This is a genomic window from Conyzicola sp. (assembly GCF_057073975.1).
This window is the reverse complement of the sequence record NZ_JBXMIS010000100.1, coordinates 1-14,349: the sequence shown is the minus strand read 5'-3', so window position 1 is coordinate 14,349 and position 14,349 is coordinate 1. Positions and strand designations below refer to the sequence as shown.

17 protein-coding genes are annotated in these 14,349 nt (G+C 66.5%); all 17 read right to left on the bottom strand.

What is annotated here, in order from left to right; translation table 11 throughout:
- Nucleotides 1-235, bottom strand: a 235-nt coding sequence (gene rplX / locus AC14A7_RS08875) for a 50S ribosomal protein L24 (RefSeq protein WP_484008232.1), incomplete at its 3' end; no start/stop codon positions are given.
- Nucleotides 236-237: 2 nt separating this feature from the next.
- Nucleotides 238-606 carry a 50S ribosomal protein L14 gene (gene rplN, locus AC14A7_RS08870; protein WP_484008230.1) on the bottom strand — a complete coding sequence of 123 codons (369 nt, stop codon included), beginning with the start codon at nt 604-606 and terminating at the stop codon, nt 238-240.
- Nucleotides 607-909, bottom strand: a complete 303-nt coding sequence (gene rpsQ / locus AC14A7_RS08865; RefSeq protein ID WP_484008228.1) for a 30S ribosomal protein S17 — start codon at nt 907-909, stop codon at nt 607-609.
- A gap of 2 nt (nt 910-911) precedes the next feature.
- Entirely contained in the window at nt 912-1,244 is a 333-nt protein-coding gene (gene rpmC, locus AC14A7_RS08860) for a 50S ribosomal protein L29 (protein WP_484008226.1), read from the bottom strand.
- A complete protein-coding gene (rplP, locus tag AC14A7_RS08855) occupies nt 1,244-1,663 on the bottom strand; it encodes a 50S ribosomal protein L16 (protein ID WP_484008224.1) in 420 nt (139 codons plus the stop codon). Before rplP ends, rpmC begins: the two co-directional genes overlap by 1 nt.
- 2 nt (nt 1,664-1,665) lie before the next feature.
- Entirely contained in the window at nt 1,666-2,457 is a 792-nt protein-coding gene (rpsC, locus tag AC14A7_RS08850; protein ID WP_484008223.1) for a 30S ribosomal protein S3, read from the bottom strand.
- Nucleotides 2,457-2,855 (bottom strand): 50S ribosomal protein L22, encoded by a 399-nt coding sequence (rplV, locus tag AC14A7_RS08845; protein ID WP_484008221.1) that lies wholly within the window; start codon nt 2,853-2,855, stop codon nt 2,457-2,459. Before rplV ends, rpsC begins: the two co-directional genes overlap by 1 nt.
- Before the next feature lie 27 nt (nt 2,856-2,882).
- Nucleotides 2,883-3,164 carry a 30S ribosomal protein S19 gene (gene rpsS / locus AC14A7_RS08840; RefSeq protein WP_484008219.1) on the bottom strand — a complete coding sequence of 94 codons (282 nt, stop codon included), beginning with the start codon at nt 3,162-3,164 and terminating at the stop codon, nt 2,883-2,885.
- A gap of 11 nt (nt 3,165-3,175) precedes the next feature.
- Complete coding sequence (gene rplB, locus AC14A7_RS08835; RefSeq protein WP_484008217.1) at nt 3,176-4,015, bottom strand: 50S ribosomal protein L2; 840 nt, start codon at nt 4,013-4,015, stop codon at nt 3,176-3,178.
- Between the two features lie 18 nt (nt 4,016-4,033).
- On the bottom strand, nt 4,034-4,336 hold the full coding sequence (gene rplW / locus AC14A7_RS08830) for a 50S ribosomal protein L23 (protein WP_484008215.1): 303 nt from the start codon (nt 4,334-4,336) through the stop codon (nt 4,034-4,036).
- Nucleotides 4,333-4,983: a 50S ribosomal protein L4 gene (gene rplD / locus AC14A7_RS08825; RefSeq protein WP_484008214.1), complete on the bottom strand. Its 651-nt coding sequence runs from the start codon at nt 4,981-4,983 to the stop codon at nt 4,333-4,335. Before rplD ends, rplW begins: the two co-directional genes overlap by 4 nt.
- Before the next feature lie 2 nt (nt 4,984-4,985).
- Complete coding sequence (gene rplC / locus AC14A7_RS08820; protein ID WP_484008212.1) at nt 4,986-5,636, bottom strand: 50S ribosomal protein L3; 651 nt, start codon at nt 5,634-5,636, stop codon at nt 4,986-4,988.
- A gap of 11 nt (nt 5,637-5,647) precedes the next feature.
- Nucleotides 5,648-5,956 carry a 30S ribosomal protein S10 gene (rpsJ, locus tag AC14A7_RS08815; RefSeq protein WP_021010896.1) on the bottom strand — a complete coding sequence of 103 codons (309 nt, stop codon included), beginning with the start codon at nt 5,954-5,956 and terminating at the stop codon, nt 5,648-5,650.
- A gap of 397 nt (nt 5,957-6,353) precedes the next feature.
- On the bottom strand, nt 6,354-7,067 hold the full coding sequence (locus tag AC14A7_RS08810) for an ABC transporter ATP-binding protein (protein ID WP_484008210.1): 714 nt from the start codon (nt 7,065-7,067) through the stop codon (nt 6,354-6,356).
- On the bottom strand, nt 7,064-8,020 hold the full coding sequence (locus tag AC14A7_RS08805) for an ABC transporter ATP-binding protein (RefSeq protein ID WP_484008208.1): 957 nt from the start codon (nt 8,018-8,020) through the stop codon (nt 7,064-7,066). The genes AC14A7_RS08810 and AC14A7_RS08805 overlap by 4 nt, the downstream gene beginning before the upstream one ends.
- On the bottom strand, nt 8,017-10,824 hold the full coding sequence (locus AC14A7_RS08800) for a hypothetical protein (RefSeq protein ID WP_484008206.1): 2,808 nt from the start codon (nt 10,822-10,824) through the stop codon (nt 8,017-8,019). Before AC14A7_RS08800 ends, AC14A7_RS08805 begins: the two co-directional genes overlap by 4 nt.
- Nucleotides 10,821-14,177: an ABC transporter permease gene (locus AC14A7_RS08795; RefSeq protein ID WP_484008204.1), complete on the bottom strand. Its 3,357-nt coding sequence runs from the start codon at nt 14,175-14,177 to the stop codon at nt 10,821-10,823. The genes AC14A7_RS08800 and AC14A7_RS08795 overlap by 4 nt, the downstream gene beginning before the upstream one ends.
- Nucleotides 14,178-14,349 lie beyond the last annotated feature (172 nt).

The window sequence follows — 14,349 nt, the reverse complement described above, 5'->3', positions numbered from 1 at the left end:
CCACGTTGGAGACGTGGATGGGCGCCTCGTGGGTCTCGATGCCGCCGGTCTTGGTGCCGCGCTGGGTCTGGCCGACGCGAACGTGCTTGGTGACGAAGTTGACACCCTCCACGATCACGCGGTTCTTGTCAGCGAGAACCTCGATGACACGACCCTGCTTGCCGCGGCTTCCGCCGCGAGCCTCGGTGGGGCCGCTGATGACCTGAACCAGGTCACCCTTCTTGATGTTCGCCATGACTAAATAACCTCCGGGGCGAGCGAAATGATCTTCATGAACTTCTTGTCACGAAGCTCGCGGCCAACCGGTCCGAAGATGCGGGTGCCGCGGGGGTCGCCATCAGCCTTGAGAATCACCGCAGCGTTCTCGTCGAACTTGATGTACGAGCCGTCGGGACGACGGGTCTGCTTGCGAACCCGAACGACGACTGCCTTGACGACGTCGCCCTTCTTGACGTTGCCGCCGGGGATCGCGTCCTTGACGGTCGCGACGATGATGTCACCGAGGCCCGCGTAACGACGGCCGGAGCCACCGAGAACGCGGATGGTGAGGAGCTCTTTGGCGCCGGTGTTGTCGGCGACCTTGAGGCGTGATTCCTGCTGAAGCATTTACTTGGCCTTCTCTAGGATCTCGACCAGGCGCCAGCGCTTCGTGGCGCTGAGCGGACGGGTCTCGCTGATGAGGACGAGGTCGCCGATGCCGGCCGAGTTGGCCTCGTCGTGCGCCTTGACCTTCGAGGTGCGACGGATGACCTTGCCGTAGAGGGGGTGCTTAACGCGGTCCTCAACCTCGACGACGATGGTCTTGTCCATCTTGTCGCTCGTGACGTAGCCGCGGCGTGACTTGCGGTATCCGCGAGTCTCCTCCTCGGTGGCGGGTGTGGCCTTCTCGGCAGTCTTTGACGTTGCCATGATTAGGCCTCCTTCGTGGTCTCAGTGTCAGCATCCGCTGCAGTGTCTGCTGCGGCGTCTGCCTTCTTCGTGGTCTTCTTGGCCGGCTTGGCCTCGGCGACGACGGCGACGGGCGTGGCACGAATGCCCAGCTCGCGCTCGCGCAGCACCGTGTAGATGCGCGCGATGTCGCGCTTGACGGCGCGAAGTCGGCCGTGGCTCTCGAGCTGTCCGGTAGCCGACTGGAAGCGCAGGTTGAACAGCTCCTCCTTGGCCTTCTTCAGCTCGTCGACGAGTCGCTCGTCTTCAAATGTGTCGAGTTCGACAGGAGCTAGCTCCTTGGATCCGATCGCCATTATGCGTCGCCCTCCTCGCGCTTGATGATGCGTGCCTTGAGGGGCAGCTTGTGAATTGCACGGGTGAGTGCCTCGCGAGCAACGGTCTCGTTGACACCGCTGAGCTCGAAGAGCACGCGACCCGGCTTGACGTTGGCGATCCACCACTCTGGCGAGCCCTTACCAGAACCCATGCGGGTTTCGGCAGGCTTCTTGGTGAGCGGACGGTCTGGGTAGATGTTGATCCAGACCTTTCCGCCACGCTTGATGTGGCGGGTCATGGCGATACGAGCTGCCTCGATCTGGCGGTTCGTGACATACGCAGGCGTGATTGCCTGGATGCCGAACTCGCCGAACGAGACCTTCGTGCCACCAGTGGCGTGACCGCTGCGACCTGGGTGGTGCTGCTTGCGGTGCTTGACCTTACGTGGGATCAACATTGTTATGCCTCAACTCCTGCTGGTGCCGCTGCCGGCGCGTCTGCCTTGGGAGCAGAGCTACGCGGAGGGCGGCTGTCGCGACGGTCTCCGCCGCGGTCGTCACGACGCTCCGGACGGGTCGACTTCTGGCTTGCCTGCTCGCGAGCGAGCTCCTTGTTGGTGATGTCGCCCTTGTAGATCCACACCTTGACTCCGATGCGACCGAAGGTCGTCTTGGCCTCGTAGAAGCCGAAGTCGATGTTCGCGCGCAGCGTGTGCAGCGGAACGCGACCCTCACGGTAGAACTCGGAGCGGCTCATCTCAGCGCCGCCGAGACGGCCGGAGACCTGGATGCGGACACCCTTTGCTCCGGCGCGCTGTGCACCCTGAAGGCCCTTGCGCATTGCGCGGCGGAATGCCACACGAGCGCTGAGCTGCTCCGCGATGCCCTGGGCGACGAGCTGCGCCTCAGCCTCAGGGTTCTTGACCTCGAGGATGTTGAGCTGGATCTGCTTGCCAGAGAGCTTCTCGAGGTCGGCGCGGATGCGCTCGGCCTCTGCTCCACGGCGGCCGATGACGATACCAGGACGAGCGGTGTGGATGTCGACACGAACCCGGTCACGCGTGCGCTCGATCTCGATGCGGGCTACGCCGGCACGGTCGAGGCTCGTCTTGAGCAGGTTGCGGATCTTGATGTCCTCAGCGACGTAGTCGCTGTAGCGCTGTCCGGCCTTGGTGCTGTCAGAGAACCACCGCGACACATGGTCGGTGGTGATTCCGAGACGGAAACCGTAGGGATTTACTTTCTGGCCCATTACTTCTTTCCTGCCTTCGCAGTGGATACAGCCTTCGGCGCGATCTCGTCTGGTGTGGAGAGCTTGATCGTGATGTGGCTCGTGCGCTTGAGAATCTGGAAGGCGCGGCCCTGTGCACGCGGCTGGAACCGCTTCAGGGTCGTTCCCTCGTCAACGAATGCCTCGGAGACGAACAGGTCCTGCTCGTCGAGGAAGCTGTTGGACGCATCCGCCTTCACGCGAGCGTTGGCAATAGCCGACGCAACGAGCTTGTAGACCGGCTCGCTCGCACCCTGCGGTGCGAACTTGAGGATCGCGAGAGCCTCTTCTGCCTGCTTTCCACGGATGAGGTTGACGACTCGACGGGCCTTCGTGGGGGTGACGCGAATGTGCTTCACGCGAGCGATGGATTCAACCATTTCTCTGTTCCTCCTTTCGCCGCCGCGTTAGCGGCGACGACCCTTCTTGTCGTCCTTCTCGTGTCCGCGGAAGGTACGGGTCGGCGAGAACTCGCCGAGCTTGTGACCGACCATGGACTCGGTGATGAACACCGGGATGTGCTTGCGGCCGTCGTGCACCGCAATGGTGTGGCCGAGCATGATCGGAACGATCATGGAGCGGCGTGACCAGGTCTTGATTACGTTCTTGTTCGAGGCCTCGTTCGCCGTGACGACCTTGCGGAGCAGGTGGTCGTCGACGAAGGGGCCCTTCTTCAGACTGCGTGGCATCTTCTTGACTCCTACTTGCGCTTCTTGCCGGCGTTACGGCGGCGGACGATGAGCTTGTCGCTGGGAAGGTTGCGCTTACGCGTACGGCCTTCCTTCTGGCCCCAAGGGGTAACGGGGTGACGTCCACCGGACGTCTTGCCCTCACCACCACCGTGGGGGTGGTCGACCGGGTTCATGGCGACACCACGGACGGTTGGGCGAACGCCCTTCCACCGCATGCGGCCAGCCTTGCCCCAGTTGATGTTCGACTGCTCGGCGTTGCCGACCTCGCCGATCGTGGCGCGGTTGCGAACGTCGACGTTGCGGATCTCACCAGACGGCAGGCGGAGCTGCGCGTACGGGCCGTCCTTGGCGACGAGGCGAACGGATGCACCAGCGGAGCGGGCCAGCTTGGCGCCACCACCCGGGCGGAGCTCGATCGCGTGGATAACGGTACCGACCGGGATGTTCTTCAGCGGAAGGTTGTTGCCCGGCTTGATGTCGGCGGTCGGGCCCGACTCGATGATGTCACCCTGCGACAGCTTGTTCGGAGCGATGATGTAGCGCTTCGTGCCGTCGACGTAGTGCAGGAGCGCAATGCGCGCCGTGCGGTTGGGGTCGTACTCGATGTGGGCGACCTTGGCGTTGACACCGTCTTTGTCGGTGCGCTTGAAGTCGATCACGCGGTACTGGCGCTTGTGGCCACCACCGATGTGACGGGTCGTGATGCGACCGGCGTTGTTACGGCCACCCGTCTTCGGGAGCGGACGAAGCAGCGACTTCTCCGGCGTCGAGCGCGTGATCTCCACGAAGTCGGCGACGGACGAACCGCGACGACCTGGTGTCGTGGGCTTGTACTTGCGAATTGCCATGATTTATCTCCCTGAGCCCTAGCCGACAGCCGTGAAGATGTCGATCGAGCCGGACTTGAGCGTGACAATGGCGCGCTTGGTGTCCTTGCGCTTGCCGATGCCGAACTTGGTGCGACGGGTCTTGCCCTGGCGGTTGAGCGTGTTCACCGAGTCAACCTTGACGTTGAAGATCTTCTCGATGGCGAGCTTGATCTCGGTCTTGTTGGCGCGGGGGTCAACCAGGAACGTGTACTTGCCGTCGTCGATGAGGTTGTAGCTCTTCTCAGAGACGACGGGCGACAGGATGATGTCGCGCGGGTCCTTGTTGGTAGCGACGGTCATTCGCCGGCCTCCTTCTTGGTCTTGCTGTTCACGAAGGTCTCGAAAGCAGCCTTCGTGAACACGATGTCGTCGCTGAGGAGAACGTCGTATGCGTTGAGCTGGTCGGCCCAGAGCACGTGGACGGTCGTGAGGTTGCGAACGCTCTTGGCGCCGAGCTCGTCGCCGCGGTCGAGAACGATCAGCACGTGCTTGCCGGCGATGCCCGCGAGAACCTGTGCTGCGCCCTTGGTCGATGGCACCTTGCCGTCGCCGAATGCCTCGACGATGTGAAGGCGGTCACCGCGGACGCGGTCGCTGATTGCTCCGAGGAGCGCAGCGGCGATCATCTTCTTGGGGGTGCGCTGCGAGTAGTCGCGGGGCGTCGGGCCGTGCACGATGCCACCACCGCGGTGCTGGGGGGCGCGGATCGAGCCCTGACGAGCGCGACCGGTTCCCTTCTGCTTGAACGGCTTGCGACCTGCACCGGACACCTCGCCACGGTTCTTGGTCTTGTGCGTACCCTGGCGCGCTGCTGCGAGCTGGGCCACGACCACCTGGTGGATGAGCGGGACGTTGGTCTGCGCGTCGAAGATCGCCGCGGGAAGGTCGACCGAACCGGTCTTCTTACCCGAGGTGTCTACGACGTCGAGGGTGTTGGCGGTAGCCATGGTCAGGCTCCCTTCACAGCGTTGCGGACGAAGACGATGCGGCCACGGGCGCCGGGAACGGCACCCTTGACGAGCAGCAGGCCCTTCTCGAGGTCGACTGCGTGCACCTTGAGGTTGAGCACGGTGACGCGGTCGCCACCCATGCGGCCCGCCATGCGCATGCCCTTGAAGACACGGCTGGGGGTCGAGGATGCGCCGATCGAGCCGGGCTTGCGGTGGTTGCGGTGCGAGCCGTGGCTCGACGAGACGCCCTTGAAGTTGTGACGCTTCATGACACCGGCGAAGCCCTTGCCCTTGCTCGTGCCGACGACGTCGACGAGCTGGCCGGCGGCGAAGATGTCGACTGCGATCTCCTGGCCGAGGCTGTAGTCAGCGGCATCCGACGTGCGCACCTCGGTGAGGTGGCGGCGAGGCGTGACGCCCGCCTTGTCGAAGTGACCGGTCGCAGGCTTGTTGGCCTTGCGGGGGTCGATCTGGCCGTAGGCGATCTGCACGGCGCTGTAGCCGTCGACCTCTGGCGTGCGCAGCTGGGTCACGACGTTCGGCGAGATCTCGACGACGGTGACGGGAACGAGCTTGTTGTTCTCGTCCCATACCTGCGTCATGCCCAGCTTGGTGCCGAGGAGGCCCTTGGTGGTCTTGGTGTTAGCCATCGGTCGCCTCCCTAGAGCTTGATCTCGATGTTGACGTCGGCGGGCAGGTCGAGACGCATGAGCGAGTCGACAGCCTTCGGCGTCGGGTCAATGATGTCGATGAGACGCTTGTGGGTGCGCTTCTCGAAGTGCTCGCGGCTGTCCTTGTACTTGTGAGGAGAACGGATCACGACGACCACGTTCTTCTCGGTAGGAAGGGGCACCGGTCCGACGACGGTTGCACCCGCGCGGGTCACCGTGTCGACGATCTTGCGTGCCGAGGAGTCGATGACCTCGTGGTCATACGACTTAAGTCGAATGCGGATCTTCTGTCCCGCCATGACTGGCTCTCTCTCTTTTAAAGGCATCGTGGCTCCCTGTATCTTTTCGAACACAGGTGGCTATTGGATGCCTGGCTGCTGAGCCCTGTCCTTGTACAAGCACAGTTGCTTCGCACCACTGTTTATCTATCAACGGTTTGTTGTCTGCACTCCCCGGGCAGCACGACGAAGAATCGTCACGCTTCAGGAGGATTGAGCTTGAGTTCTGCTCCACGCGGCCTAGTTCTGAAACTATGCACTGCCATGGGAGTGATTCGACGGGCCCGTGGGCCGCGAAATGTTGAACTAGGCGAGTTTAGCCTCAGATTCGGCATTGCTGCAACCCGGGCGTGTCGCGTTCGGCGTGTCGCGCAGTACCCGAGCGTTCCGCAGCTAAAAACCCCGCAATTCCGCGGATCTACGGAGCATCGACGAGGGTGCCGCGCTTCTCCTGCGCGATGAGCACTCCATCGGCAAGCCGGAGCGTGCGATCGGCGATCGCCTGCAGCGACATATCGTGCGTCGAGATGATCGCGGTCATCCCCTCGCTGCGAACAACCGACTGGATGAGGGCCATGATCGTTGCGCCCGTCTCCGCGTCGAGCTGTCCGGTGGGCTCGTCGGCGATGAGCAGCCGCGGGGAGTTCGCGAGCGCGCGAGCGATCGCAACGCGCTGCTGCTGCCCGCCAGAGAGCTCGGAGGGGCGCTGTCCAGAGTGCGCGCTCAGGCCGACCAGCTCTAGTAGGTGCGCGACGCGAGCGTCGCGCACGACCGGGTCGGTCTTGCGAAGGCGCAGCGGCAGCCCGACGTTCTCTGCGGCCGAGAGCATCGGAACCAGCCCGAAGGTCTGGAACACGAAGGCAAGCTCGTCGCGGCGCAGCTCGGTGCGCTTCGTCTCAGAACTGCCGGAGACATCCGTGCCGTTGATGACGACACGACCGAATGTCGGAGTGTCGAGGCCGCCGAGGCAGTTGAGCAGTGTCGTCTTGCCGGAGCCGGAGCGACCGACAAGGGCGACGAGCTCACCCCGCGGGATCTCGAACGAGACGTCGCGCACCGCGACGACCTCTCCCGCCGAGGAGGCATAGCTGCGGGTGAGGTGCTCGACGAGCACTACGGGGGCGTCGGTCATTTCGTGTCTCCCTCTGCGGCATCCACGGCGACTGCGCGCTTCGATCCGTCTGCCCAGATGCCGATGTGGTCGTTCTCCAGCTCGAGGCGCACGCGATCGCGCAGGCCGAGCGTGCTGCGGTACTCGGCGGGAAGCTGCAGTCGTCCGACGCGGTCGAGCACCGCGTACTCCTCTGCGACGACGGCGGAGGTTCCGTGCTCGTCGACCTCCGTGCGGCGCACGACCTCCGAGGCGGTGCGGCCATCGCGGATCGCGACGGTGCGCTGCACCTGGCTCGACACGGCCGCGTCGTGCGTGACGATCACGACGGTGGCCCCGAGGTCGGTGTTCGCTGAGCGGAGGGCGGCGAAGACGTCGTCGCCGGTGGCGGAGTCGAGCTCACCCGTCGGCTCGTCGGCGAATAGCACCTTCGGCTTGTTGGCGAGCGCGACAGCGATGGCAACGCGCTGCTGCTCTCCGCCAGAGAGCTCTCCGGGGCGGCGTGCCGCCTTGTCGCCCATGCCGAGCGCCTCGAGCAGCTCGGCCGTTCTGCTGGCGCGCTGCTTGGACTTGACCCCCGCGAAGGCCATCGGAAGTCCGACGTTCTCTGCGGCGCTCAGGTAGGGAAGGAGGTTGCGGGCCGTCTGCTGCCAGACGAAGCCGACCACGCTGCGCCGGTACTCGAGCCGATCGGCGGCATTCATGCGGAGGAGGTCCCACCCGGCGACCTTCGCGCCGCCGGCCGTCGGCACGTCGAGACCAGAGAGCACGTTGAGCAGGGTCGACTTGCCAGAGCCGGACTGGCCGATGATGGCGATCATCTCGTTGGGCTCGACAAGGAGGTCGAGGCCCTGCAGGGCCTGCACCTCGATCTGCTCCACTTGGTAGATGCGCACGAGGTTGTCGCAGACGATGAGCGAGTCGGCGCCGTACTCCTTCGTCGACCGCGTGGTCTGTGGTGCCGTTGTCGTCATACCGTTTCTCCTACTCGAAGTACTTCGCTGAGCTTGTCACGCCGGTGCACGAGAACGTCGGCGAGGGATCCGAGCGCCAGCAGCACCACGCCGGCGATGGCGAGGGTGATGAAGACGATCGGCGAGAGGCTCGTCGCCGGCAGGGTGGTTCCGCCGGCGAGCACGTCGAGCCCGATCGCCGGGGTGAGTGTCACCATGACGACGATGCCTGCCACGATGCCACCGAGGATGGCGGCGAGGATGAGCGGACCGAGCTCCGCGAGGGCGAGCCACCAGCCGAGCCGCGACGACATGCCGAGGGTGCGGAGCATCGACAGCGCGCGCCCGCGGGCCCTGGCTCCGCCGATGACCGTTGCGACCAGCGCGACGATGGAGAGCAGGGCAACCGCGATGACGGCGAAGACCATGGCGCCCTCCACTCCGGCGACGAGGGCGAAGCTGCGGCGCTCGTCGATCCAGTCGTCCCAGGTGAGCACGGCGCCATCCTCGAGGTCGAGGTTCGTGGCGGCTGCGGCTGCGCCGTCGCCCATCACGAGGTAGCGGTTTGCCGCCTGCGGCTCTGGCAGGAACGACACCAGCGAATCGCGGTCGACGAAGGCGAATGGGCCCTCGATGTAGCCGTCAGGGGAGACCGCCGTTGTTCCCACGATGCTGAGCTGGATGTAGGCGGGGCCGAAGTACATCGCGATGTCCTCGCGAATCAGCTGGTCGGCCGTCTCGGCGTCGAGCACCATGGCGAGCCTTCCATCGGTGCTCGCCTCGGCGAGACCGCGAAGGGAGTCGGAGTTGGGCTGGTCGGGAAGGGCGTCGACGAGGTCGGCGTAGTTCTCGTCGATGCCGATGACCGTGAGGGTCGTCGTCGTGGTGCCGAGGTTGAGCGCAACGCCGCCGCGCGAGCGCGTGGCCGAGACGATGTCGACGCCGGTTGCCTCGCGGAGGTCGGCGACCTGCGCGGGGGTGAGCTCTGCATCCACTCTGGTATCGGCGCCGACGCGCTGCCATGCCGCCTCGTCCTGGCCGTTTCGCACGGTGTCCACGAGCATCGCGCCCATGATCGTGAGTGACGCCCCAAGAGCGAGGGCGAGCAGGGGAAGCGCGGCAATGGCCGAGCGCGCCCGCACGGAGCCGAGCAGCCCCAGCACCCCTCTCGTGCGCTGGGCCACGGCGCCGATGGCGCGGACCGGGTACGGGTAGACGCGGATGACGATGATCGTGACGGAGATGGCGAGCAGCAGAGGCGCGGCGACGAGCAGCGGATCGATACCCTCGGATCGGGTCTGCAGCAGTCCGCGGCCGCGGATGGAGACGATGGATGCTGCCGCGAGCGCGATCACCGCTGCCTCGATCACGAGGCGCTGCATGCGGCGCTTGCGGGCGATCAGCTGTCGGTCGCGGCGGTTGGCTGGATCCCGCCGGCCCGTCCACATGGCTCTCGCCAGTGCCATCGCCAGCAGCGGCCCAGCGAGAAGGGCAACGAGACCGACCGCTGTGACGGGCAGCGCATCACGCACACCGCCCGGCACGACGAGGAGACCGGTGCCGATGCCGACGACGGCACCGACAGCGGTGACGACGGCAGACTCCAGCAGCGACCGAAGGCCGATGGACAGCACGGAGGCACCGCGGGCACGTTCGAGAGCGATGGCGGCCGCTCGCTGGGAGAGGAGGAGTCGCGCGAGCAGCACGAGCACGACGGCCGCGATGCCGAGCACACCGGCCATCATGAGCGACATCTGGGCGAGTGCTGCGCGTGCCTGCGCCGGGTAGTTGGCGAGCGCGCGGTGCAGGTCGGCCTGCGCGCTGACCTCGGCGAGCGAGTCGCCGCCAAGCACCTGTCCGTTGGAGGCGAGCGCCTTTGCCTCGCTGGCGGCCGTGGTGGCCAAGTCGTAGGTGAACTGCTCTGCGTCGACGCGGAGGCGAACCGTTCCCGTGAGCGGGTAGTCGAGGAAGGCCTCCGACGCCGCGATTCCGTCGGGCGAGACCAGCCCGGTGAAGTGCAGCTTCTCCGGCGCGCCGGCAACAGTGGCGCGCGTCGTCGGCTGCCAGACCTCCGGGGTGTCCTCCCAGAGTTCCGCCGCGAACGGCGTGGTCGCCTCGGCGATGCCGACGACCTCGTACTCGGTGATGGGGCGAGGTGTGTCGTCGCTGGACGGATCGAGCGCCTCCTCCTCTAGTTCCTCTGCCGTAGGCGGCGTTCCGAGGTTGATAACGGAACCGATGACGAGGCCGGATGCGTCGGCCGTCTCCGCCGACACAGCGATCTCGATCGGCGCCCTGCTGTCACCAGCCCGCGCACCGGGCAGCCGGCCCTCGACGATGCTCACGCCCTCGGTGTTCTCCGGTGTGAGCATGGCGAGGCGCGCGAGGAACTGCGACTGCTCTGGCACGGTGGTTCCGTCGACCTGTCGAACGGCGACCTCGCCGCTGATGACGCTGAGGGTCTGCCCGTCGAAGACGCGGGCGATGGCGGGCGGGAGGTAGTCCGGCATCAGCTCCGCGATGCTCACCGCACCGTCGGGGGTTGCCTTCGCAGCACCGGGCTGGGGCTCGCCGACCGCGAAGTGCGCGAGGACATCGGCCGAGGATCCGGCCCGTGCCACCGCGTCTCTCGCGCCCTCGTCGAGCGTGCCGAGCATGATGCCGGGGCCCGCGATGGCGAGGAAGGTCGTGACCGCGACCAGCGATGCGGTCGTGACCAGCTGGGGCAGATCGTGCCGCGCGCGACGCTGTGCCACCAGGGCGCTGGCGCCCAGTGCTGTACCGGCGCGGCTCGTTCGGAGCCGATCGAGAATGGGGCGCGTCATCGCTCCTCCCCCTGTCGAAGTGCCGTAGCAGGCTCGGCGACACGCTGCACGCGGGCGGCGACGAGCACGACGACGGCGAGCACGAGCCCGAGGAGCCCGACCATGGCCAGGACGTCGAGAGCTGGCACGTGAACCTCCACGCTCGGGATGGGGCTGAACCCATCTGCGGAGACACCGACGAGCGGGGCGACGAGCCAGGCGAGGATGAGGCCGAGGCCAACCCCGAAGAGCGCACCAAGCACGCACAGCAGCAACGACTCGATGCCGATGATGCCGACGAGGCGCTGCCGTGTGAGGCCGACAGCACGCAACTGGGCGAACTCGGTGGCCCGCGATCGCAGCGACCCGGTCGCATGGACTGCGAATCCGGCGGTGGCAAGCGCGATTGCTCCCGCGATCACGAGCCAGAGGGCCGCCTGCGTCGCCACGCGCACGGGGTGCTGCTGCATCTCGATGCCGAGCTGCTCTGCACTCTGGGCGTGCAGGGTCGGCCGCGAGACGTCGAGGGCGGAGATGTACGTGTCAGCCTCACCCGGCGACACGTCGGCCCACCACTCTGTCGCGACGGTTGGTCGGCCTGCCTGGTAGAGGGCGCGAACGAAGGTGTCCTGATCGAGAACGGCAAGCTTGTCGGTGCTCGAGGGACCGCCGCCCAGCGGCCCGAAGTCGACGCTAGCTCCGGTGCCGGGGATGATGTCGACGACATCCATGACGTAGATGGGGATTCCGACGCCGTCTGTGATCACGGTGAGACTGTCGCCGCGCTCGGCGTGCAGGCTCTCTGCCAGCGCGCTGCTCAGCACCGCCTGGGCTTCGCTGACCACTGGCCATGAGGTGTGGGAGTAGCTCGCCGAGCGTGACGCGAGCTGCTCTGGCACGGTGACCCTGAGACCGAACTGCCAGCCATCCTGCTCGAGCGGGCGCGGGAACGACGTGGTGTCCATTCCCTCGCCGGAGGCGCGCCATGCGTCGATGCTGCCGACTGCCACGGGTCTCGACGGGATCTCCTCCAGTGGCGTGGTCGACACTGCGATACCGAGAGCGCCGAGGTCCTTGACCATGACCTTGATGGTCGTGCGACTGTTCTGGCCGTTCAGCAGCGGATCGGAGATGTATGCCTGCGCCTGATAGGCCACGATGGCGAGGTCGTTGTGTCCCTTGCCATCAGGGATGAGCCCTCGCACGAATTGATCGCTGCCGTCGGCCTTGACGTCGCCGAGGGGAATGATCGACTGCACACCCTCGAGGTCTTGCACGAGCACGCTCATGCGCACGACGAGGGTGTCGATGGGAGTCTCCGGAGCGACTCGCACGGTGGCCGAGAGTCCCGTCGTGCGCTCCGGCAGCTCGATGACCTGCTCGAGCGCGTTGGGCGGATCCAGCCGCGTCGCGACCTCGGTGCCACCGCTCTCGGCGAGTCGGCCTCGCGCGAGCATGTCCCGCGCGTCCTGCGTGAGCGCGACGATGGTCGCCGGGTCGCCGCTCGGATCACCGAAGGCACCGTTGAACGCGCCTTCGCCTCCGACGACTCCCTCTAGTCGAATCACCGGTTCGGCATCGTGCGGCACCGCGGGGTCTCCGTAGTCGGCGGTGATGCGCATGGGTGCACCCAGGGCGAACGCCGCCTGGTCGACCTGCGACTGTCGCCAGGTCGACAGAAAGGCGAGGCTGAACGTTCCGACGGCGAGAGCGAGGGTGAGCAGCAGGATGGCGGCGGTCGCCCGCTGAGCGCGTCGACCCACCTCCCAGGCGGCGAGCGACACGACCGCGCCGCGGCTGCGCTCTGCGATGCGCTCGGTGAGCTTCGCCACCGTGGGAACCAGCCGTACCGCGATGAGCGATCCGGCGAGCAGGATGAGCACGGGTCCCGCAGCAAGCACGGGGTCGACGCCGAACGCAGAGACCCCTGGCGCGCTCTCGTAGGACAGCAGCTGCCAGTAGGCGACCCCCGCCAGCACGATGAGGGCGACATCGACGCCGGAGCGCTGGATGCCAGAGAACCGCTGCTGTCGCGCATTGCCCTGCTCGCCCTCGTGGAACGAGCCTTCGCGCCGAACCAGTGGCGCCACGAGCACGAGCCCGAAGAGGGCGGCAGTGATGAGTGCGACCAGCCACACATGGGGTGGCAGCCCCGAGTCGGGAGCCATTCCGGAGGCGACCATGGCCGGCTGCCCGGCGACGACGGCGTAGGCACCGCGAGCCAGCAGTGGGCTCACGCCGGCGGCGAGAGCAGCGATGAGCGTCGCCTCGACAACCGCGAGCCCGAGGATCTGGGAGCTCGACGAGCCTCGCGCGCGCATGAGGTGGCGCTCCCCCGCTCGTGCCTCGGTCAGCAGTCGGGCCGCTTGGGCGAGGGCAGAGATCGCAAGCACGAGCAGCAGAAGGCTCACCGCTACGACGGTGCTTCGCGTGACGGCCATGGCCGAGGTCACACTGCTCACGACCGGGTCGAGGGTGCTGATGTAGTCGACGCCCTCTGCCACCTCGCCGATCGCGGCCGGCGCGTCCTTCGGCGCAGTGGTCAGTCGCACGGCCAGGCTGTCGAGGGAGTCCACGGTGACGTCGGAGAACTCCGGGGTGAGGCGCACGACGAAGCGGTCGATGGGCACCTGCGCCGCATCCAGAGCGCCAGGGGCGACGATCAGCGGGCCGACCGCATCGGTGACGACAGAGCCGCCTGTTCCTGGAACGACGAACTCGGGATCGTGCCCTGCGCCGTCGAGACGGTCGCTGCCCCAGAAGGTCGGGTCTGGCTCCTCGACGCGATACAGCCCGGTGATGGTGAGGTCGAGCCCGGGGATGGACCGCGAGTCGACCGTCGAGAGGGTGTCGCCGACGCCGAGCGCGAGGGCCGCAGCGCCGTCCTCCGGGATGGCAACCTCGGCGGTCGACCCGGCAGCAGGCCAGGCTCCCGCCACGATCTCTGCATTGTCGCGTACGCGCTCGAGGTCGCCGAGGTACACGAGGCGGTTGACGTCGTCGGCACCCGTTACCCAGTACAGCTTGGTGAGCGCCATCGAGGTGCTGGTCGAGGATGCTGCGTCGCCAAGCACCGTCTCGAGCGCCTCGACAGCGCGCTCCCGTGGCTCGTCGACGGGCTGCTGCGGCCTCAGGAGCAGCACGCGCAGGTCTGCTGTCGACGCTTCGGACATGGCACCGCGCGCCGCCCCCAGCTCTGTCGCAGAGACCAGGAGGGTCAGCGAGGCGATGAGGGTGGATGCCAGGATCGCGATCGCGGTGACGACCGTCAGCAGCTGCCACTGCGTTCGCGCCCGCCGGATGGACAGTCGAGTGCGCCAGAAGGCCTGCGTGCGGCTGGCGGCTGTGCCGACCCGCGGGGAAGTCGCGGCCATCTCACCTCGTCGTAAGTAACTGAGCCACGCCAGTTGCTCCGGGGGCAGTCCATATCCTGCCGCGTCGTGGGAGCGCTCCCAAGTAATTTCCGCTCATTGTTCCCGCGTCGTTACATTTGTTGCCGGCGGAGAGAAAGGAAGGCCGCAAAAAAAAAGGGACCGTGACAGAGGT